Genomic DNA, 26,356 nt, shown 5'->3' on the forward strand with positions numbered 1-26,356 from the left:
CGCGGCGACAAAGCTAAGCCGCTCGGCATGTCCCGGCGCAAGAAATCTCATCAAAGTCATGGTACGCCGAACCGTCCGCGACTGTGGGGAAAGCATGCCGTTGCGGCGGCGCTCGACAATCCCAATCGCCGGATTTTGAAGGCTTGGACAACGCGCGAAGCCGCGGCGTTCATGCAGTTCCCGAAAGACGTGCCAGTCACGATGGCGGAGGCTCCGGATCTCGGCCGGTTGGTCCCGAACGATGCGCCGCATCAGGGCGTCGTTATTGAAGTCGAGCCGCTCGAGGATGTGTGGCTCGACGGATTGCTGGCCGAGCCGCCGGATCGATCCTTGTTGCTGGTGCTCGACCAGGTGACGGATCCGCACAACGTCGGTGCCATCCTTCGCTCGGCAGCAGCATTCGGTGCCCTCGGAATCGTCACTCAGGACCGCCATGCTCCCCCGGAGAGCGGGGTAGTCGCCAAAGCGGCGTCGGGGGCCTTGGAGCGGGTACCGTGGGTGCGGGTTGTCAACCTGGCGCGGGCGCTTGAGGAGATTGCCGAGGCCGGGTTTTGGCGAATTGGACTGGCAGGCGACGCCGAGACGGAACTCAAGGACGCGCTCGGACCACAGCGCGTCGCTTTGGTGCTGGGCGCCGAGGGCGAGGGCATGCGCCACAACACCCGGCAGCATTGCGATGCGCTCGCCAAGCTTCCGATCAGCGACGCCATTGAGAGTCTCAATGTGTCCAACGCCGCCGCCGTTGCGATGTACGCTGCGGCGACTGCCTGATGGTTCGCACGACCGAGAGCATCGAGGCCCATCTAACGTCCCTCGCCGACCGCGAGCCTGCCTTCGCCAAGGTCATCGCCCAACTCGGGATGCCCGAGCCGCGCAATAGCAAACCCGGGGCGGAAACCCTGCTTCGCACCATCGTCGGACAGCAGGTCAGCGTCGCCGCGGCCCGCTCGATGTGGGCCAAGCTCGAAGGCGCATTTGGCTCGCCGCCGGACCTCGCCAAGCTCCTCGCGGCCAGCGACGAGGAACTGCGCGCTGCGGGAATGTCGCGGCAGAAATCCGGCTATATTCGCAGCCTCGCCGAGCTGGTGCTGTCGGGTAAACTCGACCTCGCCAATCTGCCGGCCGACGACGAAGAAGCCATTGCGCTGCTCACCAAGATCAAGGGGATCGGCCGCTGGTCGGCGGAAATCTACCTACTCTTCGCCGAAGGTCGGGCAGACGTGTTCCCGGCGGGCGACCTTGCTGTCCTCGTCGAGATTGGGAGGCTACTCGGCCTTCCGGATAAACCCACCGAGAAGCAGCTTCGCGAGCTTGCCGAGGCGTGGCGCCCCTATCGCGGTGCCGCGGCAGTGCTTGCCTGGCACAGCTACAATAGCGCGGTGCTCTAAGCCGCCAGCCGGTTCGGTAAGGCAAGAGTCCCGAGCCGCGTCACTTCCTTTGGCCCGTCGTCGGCACGCAGCGGCCCGAGCTTCTCGCCACCCGTGTCGCGGCCGACGAGGAAGGCGGCCGAGGTCTGACCCTTCGAACCGCCCCATTCATAGATGGCATTGAAGGCGATGATCGGAACGAAGGTCTTGCGGCCCGCCAGCTCATATTCCTGCAACGCGCCCCGCGGGGCCACGACCTGGCTGGTGAAGGTCATGCTGCGCATCGGAGGAATGGCGTCGACCCCCTGCCCCGTGACCGTCGGCCGGGCGAAGAACGCATCGAGTTCCTGATCCTGCGTCGCCCCTGCGTTAATCAGCTTGGCTTCGGCAAGGACGGCACGGGCTGGCGCGGTGCCGCCGTTGTGCAGCTCGATCTCGAAGTCGATGGTGACCTGCGCGTCGTCGATCGTGCAGCGAAGCGGACGCATCATGAGGTCGATGTTGGGCCGAAGCCGGGAGGCCACGATGCCCGCTGGGGTAGTCGCAACAGGCGGCGGGGCGGGTCGCCACGTGAATGCTGACGGTTCGGACCGCGGCGGTTCGGGCGTGGGTGCTGGCTCAGGCCGCGGCAGAGGTGGAACCGGTGCCGCCGCACGGGGTGCGGGACGAAGCGGCGCTGGCTCGGGCGCGACGAACGCATCAAACTGCGGAGCGCCGGCATAGGACATTCGCGACCGAGAACGCTGCCAGGCGAGCAGTGCAATACCCGCAATCAGTGCACCGGCGGCGGCAAGCCAAGGGAGCAGCCACAGCTTCGAACTATCCGTCGTCGTCGTTGCGGGAGGCGCCGGGGGTGGCGGCGCGCCGGTCGACGGCTGCGGTGTGGCGGCGAAGGGATCGCTTGCCGATCCGGTGGTCAGGTTCTGCGTCGGCGGGGACGCAACCGGCACTGCAACGGACGGTGCTGTCACGGCTGGTGCCGCGGTCGTTCGAACGGCAGAAGTTGCCGTTCGATCGGTTTCCGTTCGCTGCGTCCGTGCCGGGGCCGGCGCAGACCTCGCTGTCGTCTCCGCCGTCTCGGCCTGAGGACGCTGCGTCGACGGCACCGTGGTTGTCGAGGGTGCCTCATCGGCCGGGCGGGTCTTCGTCCCGGGCAGGCTGAAATTCTGCAGCTCGCGCGGGCCGACCGCGTCGGTGGCCGGCGTCGTCGTGTTGGTGGTGGCGGGCGCCGGTTGCGCCGTGTTCTGGGCAAGCGCCGCCGCGGGCAGGAGCAACGCCCCTGCCGCAAATAGTCTCTTCAAGCGCAAACCCGCCCTCATCAATCCCGCTCTGCCTGGGTTGCCGTCACGTATCGCGGCGCGAGCGCCCATGCCCGCGTCGCGTCCGTGATACAAGCACAGCTTCGATGAACCGCTCCAGACTCAAGCGGTTACGACGTTATCGGGCGTCGACCAAAACCAGCTCGGCATCTTCGTCGGCGGCAATCTCGATGCGTTGCTCGCCCGTGATGGCAACGCCGTCGCGCGCCGCGGCGGCAACGCCGTTCACACGGACGCCGGCACTCGGCACCAGATAGAGATGACGCGCGGGATCGGCGTCGATCGCGATCGATTCTCCGGCCTTCACGGTCGCGCCGAGAATGCGGGCATCGGCGTTGATGGTCAGGGCGCCGTCATCGGCATCGCCGCTGGCCAGCAACTGGAAGACGCCGTTCCGCGATTCCTTCGGGAACGGCATCGCGCCCCAGCTCGGCGGCGCGGACGGGCGGTCCGTTTCAATCCAGATCTGGAACAACGTCGTCTGCTCGTCCTCGAGATTATACTCAGCGTGCGTGACGCCGGTGCCAGCGCTCATCACCTGGACGTCGCCGGCGCCGGTGCGGCCCTTGTTGCCCATCGAATCCTGGTGGGTAATTGCGCCCGTGCGGACGTAAGTGACAATTTCCATGTCGCGGTGGGGGTGCGGCGGGAAGCCGGTCTGCGCCGCAATCTTGTCGTCGTTCCACACACGAATGCGGCCCCAGCCCATGCGGGACGGGTCGTAGTAATTCGCGAACGAAAAATGGTGACGGGCATCGAGCCAGCCGTGGTCGGCGTGGCCCAGCGAAGCGAAGGGGCGGATGTCGATCATGGATGGAATTTGGCGCCTTCCGCAGCCCCATCAAGTGTCACCGATGACACCGCCTCGCTTCACCCTCGCCACGGTCACGCACCATCGCCCTTAACGTGTCGAAACAGGGGGGGCCACTTCGTGACCTTCGGCGCTTCGTTGGATGCACGCACCACGCGATCGCACAAGGCCGCGAACAATACCCCGTCAGCGCGGGCGCAGGCGATAGGCGCTCTTCGGGCTCAGCCCCGCCGCAGCGGCGACACGGGCGACATTGCGCGTTCACGCAAGAGTATCGAGAAAGCACAACTGGCGCTCTGGGGTCCAGCCGTGGCGGCGAGGTTTGGAACCGCGTGTCGCTGCATCCAACAGCTTAAATCACCACAGCGCGGTTGTAGGACAGCGATTATCGCAAGTGTCTGATTTGGGTGGAAAGCGGACACTAACGTGCGGACCTCAATCTCCTCCATCCCCAGAGCAACAGTGTGTTGAGAAACAGAAATAGGATGATGCGAGCAAACCAGTCGGTTGCTGTGAAATAGGCAATGGCTGCCCACGCTGCCTCGACCAATACCAAGTTGAACCAGCGGGACGCCACAGAGGCAGAATGACGTCCAGTCAGAATGTCTGCAATGGGTGGTAAGCGGACATTTGGCAGCGCTTACTTTGGCTGGGTCAGTATGGACTTCTCGAACTCCACAGCGTGGGTCTGCATTGGGGTAACCAAAAGAGCCGCGCCGTTGAGCATGCCAGCAGCTGCCCAGACGTAACGCTTGGCGCGAAAATCCGCGATGCTGCGGCAAATGCAGAAGGCAGCAGCCAGTAAGCCGACAACTGCAAAGAGTATCATTGCGCCGTCTCCATCGGCTGCATCGTGGCAATGGCTCTTAATGTCCGCAATGGGTGGAAAGCGGACGTTAGGCGACGCCATTGAAATCGAGATGACTGACTTGACGCGATGCAACGTCGAACTCGGCACCAAAGAACGACGGCCCGCCATCGCACACCAAAGTGGGCGCTGATTGCCACCTTCCGACACTCTCGAAGTCCGCAGGAAAGAAGTTGCCGTAAATGAAGCGCCTCCCGCCCCGCACGGTGCCCACGTACTGTCGCCGCCACCCAATCAACAGATTTGCGAAGTTCACATCTTTTGCCTCGGGCTGCTTCGACAGAGCCTCAGGCAGTGCCGCCTCAAACGCGTCGATATCGGCCCGAGTTGGCGTCCACTGCGCCTGACCGGGTGGCGGCACACCGCGCGAACATTGATTGAAAAGCGCGCGACCATTTGCGTCTGAGAAGACAACCCGGTCACCCTGCTTCGCAGTTGCTGTCTCGGCTCCGTGGCAGCCGGTGAGCATTGCAGCAGCCAGCATCCAGCTTCGGGCATTCACGTTGCTCTTCATCTAACGATGCTGACGCAGTCATTCAATGTCCGCACCGGGTCGAAAGCGGACACTAAAGGTGGTCGTTTTCCGGCCCGGGACCGCCAAGCAATTTGTTGATCTCGCGCAGCTCGTCCTGCAGCTCGCCATAGAGACGCTTGTAGTTGGGAGAACCGCCGCCGAAATGGGTGAAGCCCAGGTTGGATGACACGTACCGGATGTCATCGAGTTGCGCGATGATCCGTTCCCGCGCCTCTGACAGCTCCTTGCGTAACTTCTCGTCCAATGCGCTCGTCCTTCTTCATCGGTCAGGATGGCACGCGCGAGTTAACGGCGGCGAAAGAACAAGGCCCAGCTTATCAAAACATAGGCGGTGGTCAGGACGATCGCGATGCCTAGCTGGATCTGGCCGCTCAGCTGCCCACAAGCCGCACCTTCCGGACCGCGCGGGCATTGGGAATCGGCAGAGAGCAGGAACAATGTGACCGCGACCAGCAGGTAGCCGATCGTCCAGACGCCAAGGCTGGCAAAGTTCCTGCCCTTCATGCGCGCAAGCTGACGCGGGACATGGCCGGCGGCAATGGTTGGAATGCGGCCGCGGGAAGACCTTGACCGGCGAAATGAAAAAGGGGCACCCGCCGGATGCCCCTTCCTCGCGCCGCGCTAGGATTGCCCCTTCCTCGCGTCGAAGCGATTGCGCCGGGAAGACGAGTACGGGGACTCGCCTGGCCCGGCGCTTAAATCGGCATCACGCTGGCGCAGAAATGGCGGGAAATCTTTCCCTGAATTATGAAAAACGATGAATTGGGCGTTGCAGCAAGCGGCCGCCACCGACGCCGTCAGCTCTTTTCGGCCAGAACCACGTCTTCCTGCGAATCTGCGGGGTCCGTGAAACCGCGGATGATCTGGATCAGGGCTTCGGTTCCGAAAAGTTGGTAAAGCGCAAACAGGCCGTTCGCGAGCGCGCCGTCGAACTGGAAGCGGAATCGGTCCATGCCGCAATTTTCCATGGTCAGGTCACCCCCCGCATATTTGAAAGTGACGTCGCGGAAGGTGCAGTCCTTGAAGCTGTTGCCGTCAAGGTCGACCGTCACTCCTTCGAAATTCTCGTTCTTGTAATCCACTGCGGTCTCCTTCCTGAATTCCCTGCGCGGGCGTTACGGCATGGCGTCCGCAGATGCCAAACCACGAAATGCGTGACCCTCGCCACCTGGCGCCCTGCGTCCCTTGAATGGGTGAAAGTGAAACCTTACACCGGTTTCGCGGACCGGGCCCCTCTGGCGGCCGTCTCCTCTGACGATCGTGATGTCGGACCGCATCGGGCTCGCTCGATGCAGTTCCTGACCCGGCGTCGTCCTGCATGCGCTCCCGATCGGCCAACGGCGGCAATCGCCTTTGTGGAAGGGACGTGCAGTGGAATATTTGACCGGCCTGTTCAGCGAGCCCGCCGTGTGGGCCGCGCTGCTGACCCTGATGGTGATGGAGGTCGTGCTGGGCATCGACAACCTCATCTTCATTTCGATCCTGTCGAACAAGCTGCCTGAAGCGCAGCGGCGCAAGGCCCGGCGGCTGGGGATCTCGCTCGCGCTCGTGCTCCGGCTTGGCCTGCTGTCGACGATCGCATGGCTGGTCGGCCTGACCGCGCCGGTCTTCGATCTCGGCATCCAGGGCAGCGTCGGCGCGCATGGCGAACCGACCTTCGAAACACAGTTTTCGTGGCGGGACCTGATCCTGATTGCCGGCGGCCTGTTCCTCCTGTGGAAGGCGACCAAGGAAATCCATCACAATGTCGATCCGCGGCCCAACGCCGACCTGTTCGACACGGCGAAGGCGAGCTTGGGGTTCGGCGCGGTCATTGGCCAGATTCTGCTGCTAGACCTCGTTTTTTCGGTGGATTCGATCCTGACCGCCGTGGGCATGACCGAGCATCTGCCCGTGATGGTGATCGCGGTGGTGACGGCGGTCCTGGTCATGCTGCTTGCGGCCGAACCACTCGCGAACTTCATCAACCGCAACCCGACGGTGGTGATGCTCGCGCTCGGATTTCTGCTGATGATCGGCGCCGTCCTGGTCGCTGACGGGTTCGGCGTGCACGTGCCCAAGGGCTACATCTACACGGCGATGGCCTTCTCGGCCTCCGTCGAAGCCTTGAACATCTGGTCCCGGAAACGGCGCGAGCGGAATGCGGTTTCGGATCAGGCTGGATGAATGGAGCGGGTTCCGGTCAGACAGCCGGAACCCCAGTGCCGAATGTCGGTTATCCGACCCATGCCTGCCAATATCCTGATCGTCGAGGACGAGATGCTCGTCGCGCTCGAGATGCAGAATGTTCTGGAGGACCATGGCTATCGCGTCGCGGGGATCGCCGTTGACCTCGACTCGGCGCTTGCCCGTGCGGGTGAGCAAATCGACCTGGCCCTGGTGGATCTCAATCTTCGCGACGGATTAAGCGGGCCGGAAATCGGCAAACGTCTTGCGAACGATCATCGCGCCGGCGTCCTCTTTGTGACCGCCAACCCGCGCTTGCTCGGCAAGGGGATCGCCGGAACCATCGGCGTACTTACCAAGCCGACGGACGAGCCGACGCTGACCTCGGCAGTGGCTTTCGCGCTTCGACGTATCAAGGGGGAACCGGCCGAAGCGCCTCCTGCGCTCCGTTGCTTCAATTAATTCGGCTGAGCGCCTTAACCGGGACGGAAATTGCTACCTGAAGGCCCTCACGCGTCCAGTCGCGATCAATCGTCCCGCCCAGCTGCTGAACAACGCTGAGATCGGTCAGACGAGTCCCGAAACCGCTGAGTCCGGGAGGTCGCATGATCGCCGGGCCGCCCGTTTCGCGCCAAGCGAGCGAAGCATTGCCGCCTGTCACCGCCAGCGCAATGTCAATGTGACCGGTCGGACTCGATAGCGCGCCATATTTGGTCGAGTTTGTTGCCAGCTCGTGGAACACGAGGCCGATCGGCGTTGCCCCACGATCGTCGACGCGAAGGTCATCGCCGGTCACGGCAATTCGGCCCTCGTCAAGAGCGGGATACGGGCTGAGGAGTTCGAGGAGCAGCGTCTTCAGCGTCGCAGGGCCATCGTGCCGGGCGCTTTCCTCGCTATGCGGCCGGACATAATCGTGCGCCCGCCCAAGGGCCGCGATCCTGTCCTGCAACTGACGCGCGAAACCGGAAATCTCCGGCGCTTGGCGACCGGACAGGCCGATAAGCCCGTTCACCACCGCAAAGATGTTCTTGATGCGGTGACTGAGTTCGCGGCTGAGGATCTGATTCTGCTGGGCAAAGCGCTTCTGCTCGTGGATGTCGGTACAGGTCCCAACCCACCGCACGATCTCGCCATCGTCGCCGCGTAGCGGAAGCGCGCGCCCCAGCGTCCAGCGATATTCGCCGCTATGGTGACGGAGCCGGTATTCGATCTCGTAAGGTTCGCCAGTCTGCAAGCTGCGGCGCCAGCGGGCCCAGGCCCGTTCCTGATCGTCCGGGTGGAACATCCCGTTCCAGCCCTCACCGTCGGTCGAACCCTCTGGCGCCCCGGTGAACGCATACCATTGCGCGTTGTAATAATCGTGCGAGCCGTCCGGCAGCGTCGACCAAACCATCTGCGGCATGACGTCGGCTAGCTGCTGAAAGGATAATCGATCCGCGCCGGACTTCATCGGGTCGGCTGTCGATGAAGTCACGCTGTCCCTTCCAAGCCGGCCATCTCGCAAGCGTTATAACATAGATTAGCGCCCTGCGAGGCGCCCCTGCCCCAATCCCCTAACTGGCGCGGAGTTCCACTTGCCGGTCGCGCGCGAAGGGCGGGTCAGACGCCCGGCATCGTCCCCGGGCGAAGGTAAGCGAACATGTGCGGCACGAAATCGACCTTTCCGAGGGGGACTCCGGCCTGACGGAGGATGGCGTAGGTCACGATCTGGTGGAATGCGCATTGCGGCAGCGCCCAGTCGCGCACGTAGCTCTGCCCAGTCATGTCGAAGACCATGCCCATGGGCAGGTCATGGGCGAGCGGTGCCGTGGCTGCCGCGTCGAAGGCGTCGTCCGCGACCGCGGCTAACGCGGCGGACGCTTCCGCAATGCGGGCACGGGCTTGCGGCCATGTGCCCGGGTTCTCCTCCGCGTCACGCCCCTCCTGCCGGACTTGCAGCAGCGCATCCGGCACCGATTCGCCGCGAAGCCGGTAGAGTGGCTCCTGCGCCTGGAAGCTGAGAAAGCGAAGCTGGGTGGCCAGCGGAAACATGTCGGGCGCGAGGCGAAGCGGCAGAAAATCGTCAGCCACCGTATTGCGCTCGGCGGCGAGAGCTTCAGCCTTGTCGAGCCAGCCGGCAACCGCCGCAAGCTGATTGGTGAGGCTGGGTACGAGAAGTGCGGTCAGATGCATGAAAAAGCCATGCGAAAAGGCGATTCAATGATCAAGGGGAGCGCAATCAGTTCTTGCCGAAGGCCTTCATCAACTTGACCTTCAGATCAGCGCGCTGCCGCTCGCGATAATATTCGTCGACCAGCGGAGCGACCAGCCGGTGCCCGAAATTCAGCTGTCGCGTGTCCGCGCTCGCCGTGACCGACCATTTGCGGTCGAGATTGTGCGTGTAGGACAAGGTCAGCTGGTTCCAAGAAAAATTGCGAAACTGAAATTCCGTTGCGGGACTTTCGTAATGCCAGGTCAACTGCGCAACGTCGCCCGGCTTGCCTCGGCGGTCGGGCCCGTTCCATTCGAGGGTGGTGTTGGTTGTGAATCGAAAGCGTTCTTCAGTGGCGTCGCCAATCACCGCGTCGATCGGCACACGGCTACTGAAGAGGTTGACGCTTGCGGAGACTTTGACACGCGGCAGCACGGGCGTGTTCACGTCCAGCTCCGCACCGCGATCACGCTTGTGTCCGACATTGACTGGCATGCTGACCGTGCGGCCCTGAGCGTCGATAGAGTAGCTGGTGGAGATGAGTCGCCGCGTTTCGCGGTCGTAGACGATGAGGCCGGCGTCAAGCTTGTTGCGATGGTAGTGCAGGTTGATCTCGTACGCATCGGTTGTCTGAGTGCGCAGCCGCGGATTTCCCTGTTCGATCGACAAGGTGTTGGGCTGCACCGCATATGGGCGCAACTGATCGGCGCCGGGACGATTGAGGCGACGACTGTAGCTGAGTGTTAGGACCAGGGTCTTGCCGATCGGGTGGTCGGCGTGAACCGACGGCACCCAATCGGTCTGGCCCAGGCGGAGCGTAGGGAAACCGGGTGTCTCAATCCGGCGCTCGTTCCTTTCCACCCGAAGTCCGGGCATGACCGTCCAAGTCTTGCCGATCGGCTGCTGATAGGTGGCATAGCCCGCGAACGTATCCTGGCCGGCGCGGAAGGAATCACTGAAACCCGTCGCCGGGACGTTGGGCGTCGTGCCAAGGAAGCTGTAGCGCTGATGGATCTGCTCGCGGTCCCACGCCGCCCCGAGGGAAAGGATCCGGTTCTTGCCGAGCGGGCGCGTCCAGTCGAGCTTGTCCTGCATGTAAAAGGTGGTCGACCGACGGTTGCTAAGCAACGATCCTCCATCATCCCGCTTCACGCTGTTGGTTCGCCGGTTGGTCGGATTGCCGAAGATGTTGATGCTGGCTTTGAGGGTTTCGCCGTCGCGCTTGCCCTTTTGGTCGAAGGTGAATTGCGAGGTGAAAAAGGTCGCCGACCCGCTATCGCGTTGCCGTTGGCCGAAGGAGATAAAATCCGGAGTCAAACCGACGAAACGCGCGCGGTTAAGCGACCTGTAGGACGCTGCGCCGCCGGTGAATTCCGCGGAGACACTGGTCTTGGGGTTGATTTCGTATGTCGCCTTGAGCTGTGCGTAGCCACCGTTGTCGAGCCCGGGACCGCCGCCGTTCTCGGTGTTGATCGTCACCGGGCCGCTTGGTGATTGCCGCGTCTCTCGCAACTTGTGATAGGTCGAGTGGCCCCAGGCGCCGACGCCGCCTCCCCCGCTAACTTCGTAGGTCCACCGCTTTCTTTTCAGCTTGAGCGTGCCGTTGGGCTGGGCGCGGCCTTGCGTCGACAGTTCCAGGCTCTCGTTGCCCGACACGCCGTCGGTGCGCTTCTTGCGCAGCACCAGGTTGATGATGCCGCCCGTGCCCTCCGCCGAATATTGCGCTGACGGGTTGGTGAGCACTTCGATCCGGTCGATGTCGCTGCCGTGCAGTGTCCGCAGGTTGGTGCGAGTCGCGTGGCCGTCGATCAGGACAGTCACATCGGGCGCGCCGAGCAGGTTGATCTGATCGTCCGCAGTAATGGTGATCGCGGGAAGGCCGCGCAGCAACTGGTAGGTATCTTTCTGCGCGGAATGCGGCGTCTGCTGAACCTGATAGGTACGCCGGTCGATCTTGAGCGCCTCGCCGGTGCGGGTGCCGACGATCTCAATCACGTCTGTTTGCGGGCTGGTCGGCTGCGTGATCGCTGGTGGCGGCAAGGCTTGCACAGAGACTCCAAACACCGATGCCGAGCCGCAGGACGATAAACGGACCGGCAGCGCTGACAAGAATTGCTCAGCAAATGCTCACCCCCCGCTCATGACCGGCGCCTTCATTCCGCGCGACATCCTTGGGCTCACGAACAAGGAGGCATTGCGTGTTCTATCCGGATGACGACCGAACCCCCGGGTTCAAACTGGGTTTGGCGATCATCATCGGCCTGGTGCTGACGATCCCGCTCTTTTCCATCTACCTGCTGAATTACGATCGGCAGACACAGTCGCGCGAAGCGACCTCGTCGATCACTGCGGGCTGGGGCGGCCCGCAGGCGATCGCGGGACCGGTGCTGGTCATTCCTTATCGTACGATGACCTCCGAAACGGTGGCGGAGAATGGTCAGAGCGTGACCCGCAGCCGGGACGTGAGGCGCGAGCTGACGCTGGCGCCGGAGGTCATCGAACTCGACACCAACGTGCGTCCGCAGGTACGCAAGCGGTCGATCTACGAAGCGGTGGTGTTCGATGCTCAGGCAAGCGGGCGGGCGCGTTTCGCCTTCCCGCCCGACTTGGCGCGAACGGGGGTCGACCCCAGCCAAATGGACCTGGCGCGTGCCGAGCTCCGCTTCGGCCTCAGCGACCCGCGCGGCCTTGGTGCCAATCCCCGCGTCGCGGCAGACGGCCGGCCGCTGCGCCTGCAGCCCGGCGGCGGGAGTGGTGGCGGCCGCGGTTTCTTTGCCTGGATCGACGCGTCGACGCTGAGCGGCAAACCGATCGCAATCGATTTCGCCTTCGATTTTCGCGGCAATCAGGCGCTCAGTCTGGCCCCGCAGGCCGGCGATACGCGCTGGACGGTGAAGTCGGCGTGGCCGAGCCCAAGCTTCGGCGGCGACTTCCTGCCGGCCGGGCGCAATGTCGCTGCGAAGGGTTTCGACGCCACCTACCGCATCGGCAACCTCGCGCTCGGGCGATCACTCGTCAGCACGGCCGAGGCCGGCGGACCTGGCCCGATCGAGCGCGTCGCGCCGCCCTCGCGCGACGGTTTGCCGCCGCCGGTTAGAGCCGAAGACGGAGCGGGCGCCGTCCAGACTGCGCAGATCATCCTGATCCAGCCGGTCGATCCTTATTCGCAGGTCAATCGCGCGACGAAATACGGCTTCCTGTTCATCGGCTTCACCTTCCTGGCACTGCTGATGTTCGACGTGGTTGGCGATGTGCGGGTGTCGGCGGTCGAGTATCTTTTGATGGGCGCAGCGCTGGTGCTGTTTTTCGTGCTGCTGCTGGCCTTCGCGGAGGTCGTCGGCTTCGCACCGGCATATGTCGTGGCTTCGGGCGCAATCGCGGGACTGAACACTGCTTATGCAGCGGCCGTGCTGCGTAGCTGGGGGCGGGCCGCGTTCATCGGCGGCCTGCTGATCGGTTTGTACGCCGTACTCTACATCCTGCTCAGCCTCGAAGCCTTCTCACTGCTGATCGGATCGGTGCTGTTGTTCGCGGCGCTGGCCGGCGTGATGTTTGCGACGCGGCGTATTGACTGGGGGGCAAAACGGGTCGCCGAAGCGTGATGGATTAGGCGGCGGTCGCTTCATCCCTGGGATAAGCGATCGCCGCCAGCCGTTTCGCGCCAAACCACAACGCAAACATCATCGCCGCACCGACGGGGCCATCGACGAAATAGTGCCAGCCGAAATGGATCGTCGCGATCCAGACGGCGAAGACCACGTAAGCGCCCAAGATGCCGAGCAGCCGATTATGCTGCCACGCAGCAAGCGCCACGAGCGTAATCATGGCGACGTGCATGGACGGCATGGCCGAGATCCCCCCGCCTGGGGCGAAATCATGCGTGCGATAAGTCAGCGTCAAACCCGATTGGTAAGTGAGCGAAGCAATCGGATGTCCTTGTGCGGCGGCCAGCCTGCCGATCGCCGCAAGCCGCCGCTGCAATTCCGCGTAATCAGGGTCGTAAGCGACGAACGTGTTGTAAAAGCAGGGTCCAGCGGATGCGAAGAACCAGCCTGCCAAGGTCCCAATGACAATCCACGACGCCGTCCAGGTAAACAGAATGCGGAAGCGGCGGCGTGTGTCGGTGATAAAGACCGCCGAAACGAGCGGCAGACCAAACATCAGAGGAAGCAACGAGCGATAAGCCGCGTCGAGGATGCGCGTGCCGGTGACCGTCCCGAAATAAACGTGCGTAATCGTCCACGGAGACTGGCCAAAAATAGCTCGGCCGACGTGCGCGAACGCCCGATCCCAGAGGAATCCGCGCATCGGGAGCACAAGTTCCTTGAACACGGCAAAAAACGGAAACGTCAGTGTCGTAATCACACTGGCAACGGCCAGCCAGAAGGCACGCGTTTGAAATTGCGATCGGTGGTGCGGCTGAATGACGCACAGCAGCGCAAAGCCGCAGGCGACGAGAATGCCCGCATAGAAGGACAAGGCCGCAAAATTGCCGAGCGATACCAGCAGCTGACCGATCGGCGGTTTGCCAAGCAGGTCGATGGCCAAGCCGTAAACGAGCATTAGCCCGATCAGGGCTACACCATTACGAAGGTCGAGCGGCGACAGGTTGTGCTGCGCGCTCGCCGCGGCCATTGGCCAGTCAAGTGTCGGATCGACGACGTTCACGTCGCCGGAACTACTCCGTTTTGGTTAATAAAGCGGCGGTGCTCTCAGGGCGACGTCCTGATGCTGCGCATAGCGGCGTCGGGCTGGTTGCTCAGGCGCCGCGTCGGACGGCAATGATCGTCGCACTTCGCAAGGCGTGACGGCGCGAATCTTTGCCGCTAACCGGCGTCGATGACTTCTCAACCATTGCCGCCAAAGCGGATTTTCCCAAGTTCCAAAGTCGACGCCCGCGCGGCGGAGCACGTTCCTTCCGTCCCGCAGACCGACAGCTCGGCGTACAAGCTGGCCTTCCAGGACACCGAGTTCCTGTTGCGCGAAGATTTGCGTCCCGTCCGCTTCCAGCTCGAGCTGTTGAAGCCGGAGCTTCTCCTCAACGAGGCGGATATTGGTTCGACCTTCGTATTTTATGGGTCGGCGCGGATTCCTTCACCGGAGATGGCGGACGCTTTGGTCGCCGCTGCCACGAACGAGCAGCAGGAGCTTATCGCCGAGCGGCTGAAGGCCAAGGCGCACTATTACGAGGTGGCGCGCGAGCTGGCGCGGCTGGCGAGCCGGTGCGGCTGCGACGAGGATGGCAAGCGCCATTTCGTGGTCTGCTCCGGCGGCGGTCCGTCGATCATGGAAGCGGCGAACCGCGGCGCGACCGACGAGGGCAAGGAATCCATCGGTCTCAACATCGTTCTGCCGCACGAGCAGATGCCCAATCGCTACGTGACGCCGGAGCTAAGCTTTCAGTTTCACTATTTCGCGCTGCGCAAGATGCACTTCCTGCTCCGCGCCCGCGCGGTCGCGGTGTTCCCGGGCGGTTTCGGCACGTTTGACGAGATGTTCGAGCTTTTGACCCTGATCCAGACCGGCAAGGTGCGCCCGCTGCCCATCCTGTTGTTCGGCAAGGAATTCTGGAATCGCGTTGTCGATTTCGACGCACTGGTCGAGGAAGGCGTCATTGCGCCGCACGACCTCGAGCTCATCCACTGGACGGAAAGCGCCCAGGAAGCATGGGACTTTGTCGTTAATTATTACGAAGATCACCCGCAGCCGGTGCCAGTACAGCACGCGCCGCCGGAGTAACGGCGCCTAGCCTATTTCTTGACCGGCTGGTTGGTCGCGTCGCCGCCCTTGGTCTGCGGCGACGTGCCCGCAGCCGCTGCCGGCAGCACGGGCTCGTTTTCGGCCTTCTGCGGTCCGTTGTTCGCACCCGTGCCCGGCGGATTGCTGCCCGCGGGCACGTCCGCGCCCGGCTTGGTCTCGGCAGCGGCGGCCGGCGCGGTCGGTAACGGTTTGGGCGCATCACTATGCTGGTTGAGGAAGGCGATCACGTCCGCGCGGTCCTGCGGATTGCTGAGACCGGCGAAGGTCATCTTGGTGCCTGGCGCGAACGCCTTCGGGCTGTTGAGCCACTGCGCGAGATTGTCGAAGTTCCAGGTGCCGCCCTTCTTCGCAAGCGCATCGGAAAAAGCGAAGCCGCGGCCTTGGCCGATCGCCTCGCCCAGCACGCCCCACAGGTTAGGACCTAGCTGGTTCGCGCCGCCCTTTTCGGCGTTGTGGCAGGCCGCGCACTTGTTGAAGACCTGCTGACCCTTGGCCGGGTCGGCCTTCGCCAGGAAGAATTCGATCGGCTGTTCAGGGGCAGCGCCGCCCTCACCTTCCTGAACCACGCCCTCGATCGGGTAGCCGCCCTTTTCCGGACGTTCGGAATGGAAGATTTCGCCGGCGACGATGGACGATCCGAGTGCGATGATTCCCGCGAACAGCACCCAGCCGGCGATGGTGTTAAAGCGATCGTCCATGAGTTTCCCTGATTTCCCCGCGAACGCGAGACATGAATTTGCGACGCCCTTTAAGGGCAGCTTGGCAAGGCATCAAGCCGCGCTCCGAGCGGTAAGAGCGAGATCGGCGGCGCGACGGTAGAGTGTCGGGAGGCCGGCGTCGGCCAACCCGTCGAGCGGCTGCCACCAACCTTCCCCTTCAGGGTCGGCACGGGGGACGATAGCGAGGTCGAGCGAGAAGTGCGTGAAGACGTGCCGGACTGTGCCAAGCGCGTTGACACTCGCCTCCGCCTGCTCAGTCCATTCGGGACCCGGAAGTGCGGCCATTCCGCCGAAAACACCGCGGGGAGGACGGCGCACCAGCCAGACTGATCCGCATTGCTCAATCCAGTAAGCGATCCCGAAGCGATGGGGCCGTACCGCTCGCACCTTGGGCTCGGGATAGGCGGCGGGCTCACCGCTCGCGAAGGCGAGACAGTCGGGCGCCAGCGGACACGCCGCGCAGCGCGGATTGCGGGGACGGCAGATGGTCGCGCCAAGATCCATCATCGCCTGCGTGAAGTCGCCTGCGCGTCCGGGCGGGATCATGTCGAAAACCAATCGATCGATTGCTCCTGGAGCCGGGCGCCTGAGCGCATGCAATCGTGCGACGACGCGCGCGACATTGGTGTCGACGGCTGCGGCATGCTCGCCAAAGGCAATCGCGGCGACGGCCGCCGAGGTGTAGGCGCCCAGCCCGGGAAGCTCTCGCAACTCGCGCGCTGTCCTAGGAAAGCTGCCTCGCGCAGCGACGGTGCGAGCGCAAGCGATGAGATTGCGGGCTCGGGCGTAATAGCCGAGGCCCGCCCATTCGGAGAGCACCTCTTCATCCGGCGCGGCGGCGAGCGCTTCGATCGTCGGCCAGCGCGCGAGGAACCGTTCGAACCGGGGAATCACGGTAGCGACTGTCGTCTGCTGGAGCATTACCTCGCTCAGCCAGACGCGGTAGGGCTCCATCGGCGGATCACCCGGCGCCGCGCGCCACGGCAATCGCCTGAAGTTATCCACATAATGTTGGAGCAGTCGCTCGGCGGCATTGGCGGGCACAATAGGCCTATGGCATGGTCGAGACCTATGTCGAAGCGGAAGCCAGAAGATTCGCCGCGAAGTTGCCGTGCGCGCTCCGCCGGGGAGCTGGTCGGCGACGTTGGCGGCCAATCATTCCGGCGATTTGGCTTCATCCAGAGCTCGATCGTCAGCCGCTGGGCAGAGATCGTCGGCGAGCGATATGCGCGGGTCTCCTGTCCTGAATCGATCAAGTTCCCAGCCGGCAAGAAAGCGGGCGGGGCGCTGACCCTGATGATCGAGGGGGCGCACGCGCCGCTGATCCAGCATCTGGCGCCGATGATCATCGAGCGCGTCAACCGCTTCTTCGGCTATGCGGCGATCAACCGGATCGTGTTTCGCCAGGGGCGGCTGCCGATACCGGCACCCAAGACCGAGCGGCCGCAACTACGCGCGGTACCGAAGGAACTGGGCGAAGGGCTGCGGGAAATCGCCGATCCCGAGCTTCGCCACTGCCTGGAGTCGCTTGCGGCGCAAATTGCCGCTAGCAGCGGCGCACCGTCACTGCCGGAAGACAGCGACGACCCGATACCCGTCATCAACCGGAGCGTTTGAACCGATGAAGGTCCGCAATTTCCTGACCGCCGGAATGGCCGTCCTGGCCCTTGGCGCCTGCAACAAAGACAACCAGACCAGCGGGGGCGGTGGCGACGCACCGGCTAGCACGGTGCAGATCACGCAGGCCAATCCGCCTCCGGGCGGCACCTGGGCCGACGTCACCAACGCGACATCCGCGGGTGGCTTCATGATGGGCAATCCCAATGCCAAGGTGAAGCTGGTCGAGATCGGCTCGCTGTTCTGCCCGGTCTGCAAACGCTTCGCTGACGAAGGCGTGCCGACCCTGGTCAACGATTACGTGAAGACCGGCAAGATCAGCTGGGAGTTCCGGCCCTACATCATTCACGGCCCGATCGACATGGCGGCGAACCTCGTCGCGCGTTGCAATGGCCCGAAGACATTCTTCCCGATCGCCGAGGCACTGTACCGCGACCAGTCGACGCTGCTTGGAAAGATGGAAGCGACGCCGCAGGACAAGTTGCAGCAGTTGCAGCAACTGCCGCCGGAGCAGGAGTTTGTGCAGTTCGCGAGCATCATGGGGCTGCAGGACTGGGCCGCCGCGCGGGGTCTGCCGCAGGCGAAGGCCAATCAGTGCCTGAGCGATCAGAAGATGATCAACAATGAGGTGCAGCTGACCTCCGACGTCAACAACAACTATCCGGAATTCAAGGGCACGCCCTCGTTCATCCTGAATGGCAAGCTGCTTCCGGACACGGCCAATTGGGCGGCACTGAAGCCGCAGCTTGAGGCTGCTGTAAAATGAGGCTGGCAAGGGCGTTGATCGGCGCGGCGGCTTTGCTGCTGACGGCGGTCGGCGCCCCGGCCGTCGCCAAACCCGCGGTCAAGGCCGCCCCGGTCGATTGGTCGCGCACCGTGGTTGCGACGCCGCAGGGCGGGTACCGCATGGGCCGTCCGAACGCGCCGTTGAAGCTGGTCGAATATGGCTCGCTGGTCTGTCCGCACTGCCGCCACTTTGCCGAGACCGGGGTCGACCCACTGGTCAGCGAATATGTGAAGAGCGGGAAGGTCAGCTATGAGTTTCGGCCGTACATTTTGAGTGGTCTGGACATCGCTGCGACGCTACTCGCGACCTGCAATGGGGCGCGCTCCTTTTTCCCAATTGCGCATGATCTCTATGCGACGCAGGCGACCTGGTCGCGGAGCATTGATCAGGCGCGGAGCGACCAAATATCAAGCCTGCCCGAGAGCCAGATGTACGCCGAGTTCGCGAAGGCGACCGGTATCGGCGCGATCGCCGGGAAGCGCGGGGTCTCTGCTCAGCGAGCGAACCAATGCCTGCGCGATGGAGCGGCGGCACTGCGGCTGGCGAAGATCGCGGAAGTTGCAAACGGCTTGGGCGTGACCGGCACGCCGACCTTCTTCATCAACGGGCGGAAGACCGACGCCTACGACTGGCCGTCGCTGAAGCCGCTGCTCGGCAAGAGCTAGGCGCTGGCGGAGGGGGTTCGGTCAGCGTGAGGATCAGGCGGCTCAAGCTCAGCGGATTCAAGAGCTTCGTAGAACCTGCCGAACTGCGCATCGAACCCGGTCTGACCGGGGTGGTCGGCCCCAATGGGTGCGGCAAGTCGAACCTGCTGGAAGCCATCCGCTGGACGATGGGCGAAAGCAGCCCGAAGTCGCTGCGCGGCGGCGGGATGGACGATGTCATCTTCGCCGGCACCGCGACCCGCCCGCCACGCGACTTTGCGGAAGTTTCGATACTGGTCGAGCGGGGCGATGCCGATGCCATCGTCGGCGGGGAGACTGAAATCACCCGCCGGATCGAGCGCGGCGCCGGGTCTGCCTACCGGATTGACGGGCGCGACGTGCGGGCGAAGGACGTGTCGCTGCTGTTCGCGGATGCGGCCACCGGGGCGCATTCCCCTGCGCTCGTCAGCCAGGGGCGCATCGGCACGGTCATTGCCGCCAAACCGGTCGAGCGCCGGCAATTGCTGGAGGAAGCGGCCGGGATTTCCGGGCTGCATGCGCGGCGCAAGGATGCCGAGCAGAAGCTGCGGGCGGCCGAGGCCAACCTAGCGCGGCTAGGCGAGATCCTGGGCGGCCAGGAGCAGCGCGCGGCACAGCTGCGCCGGCAGGCACGCGCGGCCGAGCGTTATCGCAAGCTGACCGACCAGATCCGCAGCGTCGAAGGGCGCCTGCTGCACGCGCGCTGGCGCGAGGCGGAGCAGGCAGCCGAAGCGGCCACGGCGGAAGCGCGCGCGACGGCGGAAGAGGTCGAGCGAATCCAGCAGGCCATTGCTACCGCGCAAAAAGCGCAGGAGCAGGCCAATGCTGCCTTGGCCGAGAAGCGCACCAAGCTCAATGAGCTGCGCGAGCAGGGCCACCAGCTGGCCCACCAGCTAGCAGCGGCGCGAGCGCGGCGGGACACGGTCGCGCGGCGGCTGCACGAGCTTGATCGGCTGGACGCCTCGCTTGAGGCGGACATTGAGCGCGAGACGGCGCTGAAAGGCGATGCCGAACGCGCCATTTCCGCGCTCGATGAAGAGCGGGCGGCGATTGCCCAGCGGCTGGAAGATTCCGAAGCGCGTTCCGCGCGGATCGCGACCGAGCTTAGCCAGGCTGAAACGCTGTCTCGTGAAGCCGAAGCGGCGCTTGCGGAGTTGCTGGCGCGCCAAGCAGCTATGCGGGCGGAACGGCGCGTGGCGGAGGCGGCGCTGGAGGCGGCGCGCGCACAACTCGGTCGGACGGAGCAAGAACGCCAGCGCCTTGGAGAGCAACGGCAGGCGCTTGGCGACGGCAGCGAGCAGGAGCGATTGCGTGCGGAAGCCGAGGCGAAGGGCGTCGCTGCGGCAGAGGCGCTGAAGGCAGCAGAAGCGCGCCGGGTTGCGGCTGAAGAAGGGCGGGCCGTTGCGGCAGAGGCGCGCGACGCGGCGGAAAGCGAGCTGGCCACGGCTCGGGCTGCCCATTCGGCGGCGCGGTCGGAGCATGATGCGCTGACGCGCGCCCTAGACCAGGGCGGCGGTGCGGTAATTGCGGCGCTACGAGCGGCGCCGGGCTACGAGCGCGCGCTTGCCGCGGCACTAGGCGAAGATGCCGACGCCGCCGTGGGATCTGAGGGCACGCGTCGATGGCAGGGTAGTGAGCCGCAAGCCGCGGATCCGATGCTGCCGGCGGGCACCGAATGCCTCGCTGATCACGCCGATGCGCCGGACGAGCTCAAGCGTCGCTTGCGCCAGGTCGGCGTTGCTGAACGCGACGAGGGCCAGTTGCTTGCGGTCGGACAGCGGCTGGTGACCCACGACGGGCGCGTGCGCCGGTGGGACGGGTTCGTTGCGGAGACGTCCGGCGCGGCAGCGGCGGAGCGATTGCTTCGCGCCAACCGCCTGGCCGATCTCGCCAAGCAATTGCCGGGCCTGGACCATGCGGTTCAAGCCGCTACCGACCAGCGCCATCAGGCGCTCGGAGCGATGGACAAGTGCCGAACGGATGCGGAGCAGGCACGCGCATCAGCGCTGACGGCCGAACGCGATGCGCGCGAGGCGGCACGAGCAATTGACGCCGCGACCGCTGCACTGGAGCGGCTGGAGGCGCAACGATCGGGGCTCGACCAGCGCCTCGCGGACCTCGACCCGGTGCTTGCTGCCTCACGCGAAGCCGTGGCAGCGGCCGAGAAGACGCTGGCTACCCTCCCCGACCCAGCGGCGCTGGAGCAGGAGGTCGAGACGGCGCGCGGCAAGGCGGCCGAGCTGGCGAATGCGGTTGCTGACAAGCGCGCTGAAGCGGCGACCAAGGCGCGCGAAACTGCGGCCGATCGCGAGCGGTCGGCTGCCGCCGGGCGCGAGCAAGCGGAATGGCGGGCACGTCAGACCAATGCTGAGAAGCGGCTGGCGATGGCCACGGAGCGGCAGGAGCAGCAGCGGGCGGAGCGCGAAGAACTGCAGCAGGAACCTGCCGCACTCGACGCGTCGATCCGCGAGTTTGAGCACAGCAACGATCACAGCCAGGTGCAGATCGGTGAAGCCACGACCGCCGAGCGGGAGGCCGAGCAGGACCTGATCGCGGCCGGCCAGCTAGTCTCCGCCGCCAACGAACGTTCAGCCGAGACACGCGAGCGGCGTGCCGCGGCGACGGCCCGCGCCGAAGCGCAACAGGCGCGCAGCGCTGAATATGCGCGGCAGACAGTCGAGAAGTTCGAAATCGTCCCGCAGCGACTGCCCGAGAAATTCGGCTTCGACGCGGACGAGCCCGCCAATGCCGACGAGCAGGCGACGACGCTGGAGCAGCTGGTCGCTGAGCGCGAGCGGATTGGGCCGGTCAACCTTGTCGCGGAGCAGGAACTCGCCGAACTCGACGCGGCGCGGATCAAGGGGGCGGAGGAAGCCGACGAGCTGACGCAGGCGATCAACCGGCTGCGGGGGTCGATCGGCAACCTCAACCGCGAGGGCCGAGTGCGGCTCCTTGCCGCGTTCGAGAAGGTTGACGCGCATTTCCGGCGCCTGTTCACAACGCTCTTCGAGGGTGGCCAGGCCCACCTTGAGTTGGTCGAGAGCGACGACCCGCTTGAGGCCGGCCTGGAGATCATGGCCCAGCCGCCCGGTAAGCGGCTGTCGACGTTGACCCTGCTCTCGGGCGGTGAGCAGGCGCTGACCGCAGTCGCGCTGATCTTCGCGATCTTCCTGACCAACCCTGCGCCGATCTGCGTGCTCGACGAAGTCGACGCGCCGCTGGACGACGCCAATGTCGAGCGCTTCTGCGAGTTGCTGCAACGGATGACGCAGGAAACAGATACTCGCTACCTCATCGTCACCCACAATGCAGTGACGATGAGCCGCATGGACCGGCTGTACGGCGTGACGATGATCGAGAAAGGCGTCAGTCGTTTGGTCTCGGTCGACCTCGGCGCAGCGGAGACGCTATTAGCGGCTGAATAGTTTTGCTATTGCGAATGACTTTCAATAACACTAGTCGAGCCCCGAGACGAAGGGGATCGAACATTGAACTACCGACTGTCGCTGGCTGCCATCTTGCTCAGCAGCGCTGCAGCCGCGCATGCGGCGGACAACGCGGATAGGGCCGAAGCCACCGATGCCGGGCCGGACATCGTCATCACCGGCGAGCGAACCCCCTATGGCGTTAAGGTCACCACGACGGCGACCAAGACGGCGACCAACCTTCGCAACGTTCCGCAGGCGATTACGGTCGTCACTCAACAGCAGATCGAAGACCAGCAATTGCGGTCGGTGTCGGACCTGCTCAACTTCGTGCCGGGCGCGTCCTACAATAGCGGCGAAGGCAATCGCGACGCGATCGTCCTGCGCGGCAATTCGAGCACCGCGGATTTCTTCATCGATGGGGTCCGCGACGACGTCCAATATTACCGCGACTTCTACAACGTCGATCGCGTCGAGGTCCTGAAGGGCCCAAACGCCATGATCTTCGGCCGGGGCGGCGGCGGCGGGATCATCAACCGCGTCCTTAAGCGGCCCACCATGAGTGTGGGCCGCAGCGCGACCGCATCCGGCGACCGTTGGGGTGCCCGGCGGCTAAGCGTAGATCTGGACCAGCCGCTGTCGCCAATCGTGGGAATCCGTCTGGACGGCTTGTTCGAAGACAGCGACAGCTTTCGCCGGAACGTCGAAACCAAACGCTATGGGATCAATCCGACCGCCGCTTTGCTGGCGGGTCCAGATACGCGCATCGACCTCAGCTACGAATATTTCCATGATCGGCGGACCGCGGACCGCGGCGTGCCCGCCCATGGCGACGAGCCCATTCGCGGCTTCACGCGGACATTTTTCGGTGATCCCGAAAAGAGCTTCGCGAAGGCCGACGTGAACATCGCAACCGTCGCGGTCGAGCATCGCGTCGCCGAGGGTCTGACCTTCAAGAACCGGACCATGTTCGGTCACTACGACAAATTCTACCAGAACATCTTTTCGGGTGCGTACAACCCGGCGACCGGACGGGTGGCCCTGAGCGGCTACAACAACCGCAACGACCGCGAGAATCTGTTCAGCCAGACGGACCTGGTGTGGGAGAATCGATTGGCGGGCATCGATCAGACCATGCTGGTCGGCTTCGAGGTTGGGCGGGAAAAATCGCGGAACCTGCGCAAGACGGCGGTCTTCGCAGCGGGCACGAACAGCGTTCCGATCACCAATCCGACCGTCGATGCGAACGTGACTTTCGTACCGGCGGTGAGCGATGCCGACAACCGCGTCCACGCCAACGTCGCGGCGCTGTACGTCCAAGATCAGATCCGTCCGGCCAGTTGGCTGGAAATCGTCGCGGGACTGCGCTTCGACAGCTTCAAAGTCGACGTAGACGACCTGCGCGCCGTCGGCGGCGGGCGTTTCGGGCGCCGTGATCACCTCTGGTCGCCGCGGCTGGGATTTGTCCTGAAGCCAACCGACAATCTCTCGCTCTACGCGAGCTATAGCCGCTCCTACCTGCCGCAGTCCGGTGATCAGTTCAGCGGGCTAACTTCGGTAACCGAAGGTTTGAAGCCGGAGCGGTTCGATAATTACGAGGTGGGTGGCAAGCTGCAGCTTCCCGGCGGGCTGCTGGCGACAGCCGCGATCTACCGGCTGGATCGCACCAATACGCGCGCTACCGATCCCGCCAATCCCAGCCTGACCGTGCTGACCGGTGCGCAGCGTAGCCGCGGGATAGAGCTTGGACTGGAACGCAGCGTGACCAGCCGCTGGCTCGTTTCCGGCGGCTATTCCTACCAGAAAGCGGAGATCACGAAGACGACCACGACCGCCCCCGCGGGGCGCCATGTCCCGCTTGTGCCGCGTCACAGCTTCTCGCTGTGGAATCGCTACGATTTCACCAAGATCATTGGTGCCGGCCTGGGCGTGATCGCGAGGTCCAAATCCTATGCTTCGATCAGCAATGCGGTGAAGCTGCCGGGCTATACCCGCGTCGATGGCGCGCTTTATTACGCGCTGCCGGGCGGGATCGAAGCGCAGGTGAACGTCGAGAACCTGCTCGGCGCGCATTATTTCCCGACGGCGAACGGCGACAACAATATCGCCCCGGGTGCGCCGCGGACGGTGAAAGCAAGCATCGGCTACCGCTTCTAGGCGGCCAGTTCCTCGGCCCGCTCGCGAATCCGCTTGAGGTCGCGCACGAAGAGGGCGCGTTCCTCCTGCCGGCGATCTTCTTCGGGGATGCGGAGCAGGAAGCTGGGGTGAACGGTGATCCAGCATTCGCTGCCGTCCGAAAGCTGCAATGGGGAACCGCGGTTTTTGCCGATCGCCATCGTCTTGCCGAACAGGCTGTGCGCGGCGGTTGCGCCAAGGGCGACGGTGACGGGCGGGCGGATTAGCTCGCGCTCATTGCTGATCCACCAGCGACAGGCCTCGATCTCGCCAGCGCCGGGCTTGCTGTGGATGCGCTTCTTGCCGCGCTGAACGAACTTGAAATGCTTTACGGCATTGGTCACGTAGGTCTCGGTACGGTCGATGCCTGCCTTTTCCAGTGCCGCATCGAATAACTGGCCGGCGGGTCCGACGAAGGGGCGGCCGGCGAGGTCTTCCTGATCGCCAGGCTGTTCACCGACGAACATGATGCGCGGGTTGAGCGGGCCCTCGCCGAACACGGTCTGGGTGCCGCATTTGTACAAATCGCAGCGCGTGCACTTCCGCGCATCCTTTAGCAGCGCTTCCCATGACGCCCGCAGGTTGCCGCCTGGCTCGATCGCGCGCTCGGCTTCGAGCGCATGCGCAAGGCCTTCCTTCGCTACGGCAGGTTCTCCAGCGGACTTGGCGATCATCTCAAGCTCCCGATTGCGCGCACCGGCGATAAGGGGGGCAACGAGCGAGGTCTCCGGCATGTTGCGCCAATATTTCTTGGGCATCTCCTTAAACATTGCGCCGACCTTCAGCCGCGCGGGGTTAAAGATAGAAGCGTAATAGGTGCGCCAGGTCTCCTCGAGCGGATCGCCCGACGGCGCGTCGGCGCGTGTCGCCCCCGGTCCTTCGGTCAGCTTCTGCCCGTCCCAATGGATCGACAGCTCGGGAGTCAGGAGAGACCAGCGCATGCTGGTGAAGCGGTTGACGAAGAAGCTGGCGGCGCGCCGGACGATGTGATGCTCGGGCTCGAAGAAGGCGACGAAGCGGTCATCGATCTCGCGGAAGCGGACGAAGGCGTGCATCTTGTGCACATCACGCCGCACCGACTTGGCGAGGTCCTGCAGGCGCCGGACCAGCGGATCGGCCTGATCCTCCAGCGCATGGCGGTCAGATTTCAGCCGCAGCAGTAAGGTGTAGAGCAAAGCGAACCGCTCGGGATCCGAGTGGCAGACCACCGCCCTGGCCAGATCGACGAAGCCGCGCGGGACCGCGAAACTCGGCGCCGGTGATGTGGCACTTTCAGTCGCGAACAGATCGCCGTCATCGCCCTCGACGCGCCACACGACGGCACTGGCAGGCACGCCCGCGTCGGCAAGATCGCGCGCGGCGTCGCGCCAGCCTTCGAAATCGTCAGGGGCCGACAAGGTGACGCGGTGCGCGTCGATCATCGGCCCCTCGCGCGGCATCAGCCGATCTTGTCGGCGATCTTCTCGTCAGCGCCGGATTCCGCGCGCTCGATCTCTTCCGGCTTGAGCGCGTTGAACGCATCCTTGAGCTCGACCGCCTTGTCCTCCCCCAAATCCTTGAGCGCGTCGGGAAAGATTGTCTCTTCTTCCTCTTTCAGATGGTCGAGATAGGTGTCTTTCAGCTTCTTGAATTTGGCGAGCCAGGCCGACGAAGCGGGATCGGCCTCTTCGACTTCCTTGAACGCGTCGGCGATGTCGTGGTGATCGGCGGCCGCGTGCTGCGCATATTCGCGCATCGTCACTTCAGCCATCAGGGTGCTGTACAGCGTGACTTCTTCGGTCGCGGCATGCGCGGTCGCGTCGGTCTTATATTGTTCGAATAGCGCGCGCCGCTCGTCGCTATCACCGCTCGTCCGCTCGATCTGCTCGATGAGTCGGCGATGCTTGTTGTGATCGGCGATCAAGCGTTCAAAGATGTCCTTGGCCATTGCTGT

At 64.2% G+C, this 26,356-nt stretch carries 26 protein-coding genes; 11 read left to right on the forward strand and 15 right to left on the reverse strand.

Annotated features, from left to right (window positions below):
- Positions 1-27 precede the first annotated feature (27 nt).
- Together rlmB and QU596_RS07525 are read left to right on the forward strand one after the other, a co-directional pair.
- Complete coding sequence (gene rlmB / locus QU596_RS07520) at positions 28-771, forward strand: 23S rRNA (guanosine(2251)-2'-O)-methyltransferase RlmB (protein WP_308514601.1); 744 nt, start codon at positions 28-30, stop codon at positions 769-771.
- Positions 771-1,388: a DNA-3-methyladenine glycosylase family protein gene (locus QU596_RS07525; RefSeq protein ID WP_308514603.1), complete on the forward strand. Its 618-nt coding sequence runs from the start codon at positions 771-773 to the stop codon at positions 1,386-1,388. Before rlmB ends, QU596_RS07525 begins: the two co-directional genes overlap by 1 nt.
- Here QU596_RS07525 and QU596_RS07530 read toward each other — a convergent pair.
- The 7 genes from QU596_RS07530 to QU596_RS07560 form a co-directional block, all read right to left on the reverse strand.
- The gene (locus tag QU596_RS07530; protein ID WP_308514605.1) at positions 1,385-2,668 is read right to left on the reverse strand and encodes a hypothetical protein; all 1,284 of its coding nucleotides are present in this window, start codon (positions 2,666-2,668) and stop codon (positions 1,385-1,387) included. The genes QU596_RS07525 and QU596_RS07530 overlap by 4 nt on opposite strands.
- Positions 2,669-2,804: 136 nt before the next feature.
- Positions 2,805-3,497 carry a pirin family protein gene (locus QU596_RS07535; protein ID WP_308514607.1) on the reverse strand — a complete coding sequence of 231 codons (693 nt, stop codon included), beginning with the start codon at positions 3,495-3,497 and terminating at the stop codon, positions 2,805-2,807.
- 640 nt (positions 3,498-4,137) lie between these two features.
- Complete coding sequence (locus QU596_RS07540) at positions 4,138-4,326, reverse strand: hypothetical protein (RefSeq protein ID WP_308514609.1); 189 nt, start codon at positions 4,324-4,326, stop codon at positions 4,138-4,140.
- 67 nt (positions 4,327-4,393) lie between these two features.
- Positions 4,394-4,879, reverse strand: a complete 486-nt coding sequence (locus tag QU596_RS07545; RefSeq protein ID WP_308514611.1) for a hypothetical protein — start codon at positions 4,877-4,879, stop codon at positions 4,394-4,396.
- 52 nt (positions 4,880-4,931) lie between these two features.
- Complete coding sequence (locus QU596_RS07550; protein ID WP_308514613.1) at positions 4,932-5,144, reverse strand: hypothetical protein; 213 nt, start codon at positions 5,142-5,144, stop codon at positions 4,932-4,934.
- Positions 5,145-5,185: 41 nt separating this feature from the next.
- Positions 5,186-5,404, reverse strand: coding sequence for a hypothetical protein (locus tag QU596_RS07555; protein ID WP_308514615.1), 219 nt, complete (start codon positions 5,402-5,404; stop codon positions 5,186-5,188).
- 293 nt (positions 5,405-5,697) lie between these two features.
- Positions 5,698-5,982 (reverse strand): hypothetical protein, encoded by a 285-nt coding sequence (locus QU596_RS07560; protein WP_308514617.1) that lies wholly within the window; start codon positions 5,980-5,982, stop codon positions 5,698-5,700.
- Between the two features lie 349 nt (positions 5,983-6,331).
- On the opposite strand from QU596_RS07560, the gene QU596_RS07565 reads away from it, so the two are divergent.
- Complete coding sequence (locus tag QU596_RS07565) at positions 6,332-7,066, forward strand: TerC family protein (protein ID WP_420030969.1); 735 nt, start codon at positions 6,332-6,334, stop codon at positions 7,064-7,066.
- A gap of 60 nt (positions 7,067-7,126) precedes the next feature.
- A complete protein-coding gene (locus tag QU596_RS07570; RefSeq protein ID WP_308514620.1) occupies positions 7,127-7,528 on the forward strand; it encodes a response regulator in 402 nt (133 codons plus the stop codon).
- On the opposite strand, the gene QU596_RS07575 is transcribed toward QU596_RS07570, so the two are convergent.
- From QU596_RS07575 to QU596_RS07585, 3 genes are all read right to left on the reverse strand, one after another.
- Positions 7,521-8,540, reverse strand: coding sequence for a PAS domain-containing protein (locus QU596_RS07575; RefSeq protein ID WP_308514622.1), 1,020 nt, complete (start codon positions 8,538-8,540; stop codon positions 7,521-7,523). The genes QU596_RS07570 and QU596_RS07575 overlap by 8 nt on opposite strands.
- A 125-nt stretch (positions 8,541-8,665) precedes the next feature.
- Complete coding sequence (locus tag QU596_RS07580) at positions 8,666-9,238, reverse strand: DUF1993 family protein (protein ID WP_308514624.1); 573 nt, start codon at positions 9,236-9,238, stop codon at positions 8,666-8,668.
- Positions 9,239-9,284: 46 nt separating this feature from the next.
- Positions 9,285-11,321: a TonB-dependent receptor plug domain-containing protein gene (locus tag QU596_RS07585; RefSeq protein WP_308514626.1), complete on the reverse strand. Its 2,037-nt coding sequence runs from the start codon at positions 11,319-11,321 to the stop codon at positions 9,285-9,287.
- Positions 11,322-11,455: 134 nt separating this feature from the next.
- On the opposite strand from QU596_RS07585, the gene creD reads away from it, so the two are divergent.
- Entirely contained in the window at positions 11,456-12,859 is a 1,404-nt protein-coding gene (gene creD, locus QU596_RS07590; protein ID WP_308514627.1) for a cell envelope integrity protein CreD, read from the forward strand.
- A gap of 4 nt (positions 12,860-12,863) precedes the next feature.
- Here creD and QU596_RS07595 read toward each other — a convergent pair whose 3' ends face one another.
- On the reverse strand, positions 12,864-13,925 hold the full coding sequence (locus tag QU596_RS07595; RefSeq protein ID WP_308514628.1) for a phosphatase PAP2 family protein: 1,062 nt from the start codon (positions 13,923-13,925) through the stop codon (positions 12,864-12,866).
- Between the two features lie 171 nt (positions 13,926-14,096).
- On the opposite strand from QU596_RS07595, the gene QU596_RS07600 reads away from it, so the two are divergent.
- Positions 14,097-14,996 carry an LOG family protein gene (locus tag QU596_RS07600; protein ID WP_308514629.1) on the forward strand — a complete coding sequence of 300 codons (900 nt, stop codon included), beginning with the start codon at positions 14,097-14,099 and terminating at the stop codon, positions 14,994-14,996.
- Positions 14,997-15,007: 11 nt separating this feature from the next.
- Here the strand turns inward: QU596_RS07600 and QU596_RS07605 are convergent, their stop codons facing one another.
- Both QU596_RS07605 and QU596_RS07610 read right to left on the reverse strand, forming a co-directional pair.
- Positions 15,008-15,715: a c-type cytochrome gene (locus tag QU596_RS07605; RefSeq protein WP_308514630.1), complete on the reverse strand. Its 708-nt coding sequence runs from the start codon at positions 15,713-15,715 to the stop codon at positions 15,008-15,010.
- Between the two features lie 72 nt (positions 15,716-15,787).
- Positions 15,788-16,690, reverse strand: coding sequence for an A/G-specific adenine glycosylase (locus QU596_RS07610; protein ID WP_308514632.1), 903 nt, complete (start codon positions 16,688-16,690; stop codon positions 15,788-15,790).
- 117 nt (positions 16,691-16,807) lie between these two features.
- Here QU596_RS07610 and QU596_RS07615 point away from each other — a divergent pair, with 117 nt between their 5' ends.
- From QU596_RS07615 to QU596_RS07635, 5 genes are all read left to right on the forward strand, one after another.
- Positions 16,808-17,353 carry a DUF721 domain-containing protein gene (locus QU596_RS07615; protein ID WP_308514634.1) on the forward strand — a complete coding sequence of 182 codons (546 nt, stop codon included), beginning with the start codon at positions 16,808-16,810 and terminating at the stop codon, positions 17,351-17,353.
- Between the two features lie 4 nt (positions 17,354-17,357).
- Positions 17,358-18,119 carry a DsbA family protein gene (locus QU596_RS07620; RefSeq protein ID WP_308514636.1) on the forward strand — a complete coding sequence of 254 codons (762 nt, stop codon included), beginning with the start codon at positions 17,358-17,360 and terminating at the stop codon, positions 18,117-18,119.
- A complete protein-coding gene (locus QU596_RS07625; protein WP_308514638.1) occupies positions 18,116-18,805 on the forward strand; it encodes a thioredoxin domain-containing protein in 690 nt (229 codons plus the stop codon). Before QU596_RS07620 ends, QU596_RS07625 begins: the two co-directional genes overlap by 4 nt.
- 26 nt (positions 18,806-18,831) lie before the next feature.
- On the forward strand, positions 18,832-22,248 hold the full coding sequence (smc, locus tag QU596_RS07630; RefSeq protein WP_308514640.1) for a chromosome segregation protein SMC: 3,417 nt from the start codon (positions 18,832-18,834) through the stop codon (positions 22,246-22,248).
- A gap of 63 nt (positions 22,249-22,311) precedes the next feature.
- Positions 22,312-24,405 carry a TonB-dependent receptor gene (locus QU596_RS07635; protein ID WP_308514642.1) on the forward strand — a complete coding sequence of 698 codons (2,094 nt, stop codon included), beginning with the start codon at positions 22,312-22,314 and terminating at the stop codon, positions 24,403-24,405.
- Here the strand turns inward: QU596_RS07635 and QU596_RS07640 are convergent.
- The gene (locus QU596_RS07640) at positions 24,402-25,862 is read right to left on the reverse strand and encodes a UdgX family uracil-DNA binding protein (RefSeq protein ID WP_308514643.1); all 1,461 of its coding nucleotides are present in this window, start codon (positions 25,860-25,862) and stop codon (positions 24,402-24,404) included. The two genes, QU596_RS07635 and QU596_RS07640, sit on opposite strands and share 4 nt — an antisense overlap.
- Positions 25,862-26,350: a hemerythrin domain-containing protein gene (locus QU596_RS07645; protein WP_308514645.1), complete on the reverse strand. Its 489-nt coding sequence runs from the start codon at positions 26,348-26,350 to the stop codon at positions 25,862-25,864. Before QU596_RS07645 ends, QU596_RS07640 begins: the two co-directional genes overlap by 1 nt.
- Positions 26,351-26,356 lie beyond the last annotated feature (6 nt).

The organism is Sphingomonas flavescens (assembly GCF_030866745.1).
Classification (GTDB): domain Bacteria; phylum Pseudomonadota; class Alphaproteobacteria; order Sphingomonadales; family Sphingomonadaceae; genus Sphingomicrobium; species Sphingomicrobium flavescens.

Excerpts from the sequence above, each read along its gene's own strand:
- QU596_RS07540 (WP_308514609.1), bottom strand. The coding sequence starts at position 4,326 with ATGATACTCTTTGCAGTTGTCGGCTTACTGGCTGCTGCCTTCTGCATT.
- QU596_RS07535 (WP_308514607.1), bottom strand. The coding sequence starts at position 3,497 with ATGATCGACATCCGCCCCTTCGCTTCGCTGGGCCACGCCGACCACGGC.
- QU596_RS07580 (WP_308514624.1), bottom strand. The coding sequence starts at position 9,238 with ATGCATCTGACCGCACTTCTCGTACCCAGCCTCACCAATCAGCTTGCG.
- QU596_RS07565 (WP_420030969.1), top strand. The coding sequence starts at position 6,332 with ATGGTGATGGAGGTCGTGCTGGGCATCGACAACCTCATCTTCATTTCG.
- QU596_RS07555 (WP_308514615.1), bottom strand. The coding sequence starts at position 5,404 with ATGAAGGGCAGGAACTTTGCCAGCCTTGGCGTCTGGACGATCGGCTAC.
- QU596_RS07525 (WP_308514603.1), top strand. The coding sequence starts at position 771 with ATGGTTCGCACGACCGAGAGCATCGAGGCCCATCTAACGTCCCTCGCC.
- QU596_RS07640 (WP_308514643.1), bottom strand. The coding sequence starts at position 25,862 with ATGCCGCGCGAGGGGCCGATGATCGACGCGCACCGCGTCACCTTGTCG.
- QU596_RS07545 (WP_308514611.1), bottom strand. The coding sequence starts at position 4,879 with ATGAAGAGCAACGTGAATGCCCGAAGCTGGATGCTGGCTGCTGCAATG.
- QU596_RS07610 (WP_308514632.1), bottom strand. The coding sequence starts at position 16,690 with ATGGAGCCCTACCGCGTCTGGCTGAGCGAGGTAATGCTCCAGCAGACG.
- QU596_RS07570 (WP_308514620.1), top strand. The coding sequence starts at position 7,127 with ATGCCTGCCAATATCCTGATCGTCGAGGACGAGATGCTCGTCGCGCTC.
- QU596_RS07620 (WP_308514636.1), top strand. The coding sequence starts at position 17,358 with ATGAAGGTCCGCAATTTCCTGACCGCCGGAATGGCCGTCCTGGCCCTT.
- QU596_RS07615 (WP_308514634.1), top strand. The coding sequence starts at position 16,808 with ATGTCGAAGCGGAAGCCAGAAGATTCGCCGCGAAGTTGCCGTGCGCGC.
- QU596_RS07600 (WP_308514629.1), top strand. The coding sequence starts at position 14,097 with ATGACTTCTCAACCATTGCCGCCAAAGCGGATTTTCCCAAGTTCCAAA.
- QU596_RS07645 (WP_308514645.1), bottom strand. The coding sequence starts at position 26,350 with ATGGCCAAGGACATCTTTGAACGCTTGATCGCCGATCACAACAAGCAT.
- rlmB (WP_308514601.1), top strand. The coding sequence starts at position 28 with ATGTCCCGGCGCAAGAAATCTCATCAAAGTCATGGTACGCCGAACCGT.
- QU596_RS07625 (WP_308514638.1), top strand. The coding sequence starts at position 18,116 with ATGAGGCTGGCAAGGGCGTTGATCGGCGCGGCGGCTTTGCTGCTGACG.
- QU596_RS07605 (WP_308514630.1), bottom strand. The coding sequence starts at position 15,715 with ATGGACGATCGCTTTAACACCATCGCCGGCTGGGTGCTGTTCGCGGGA.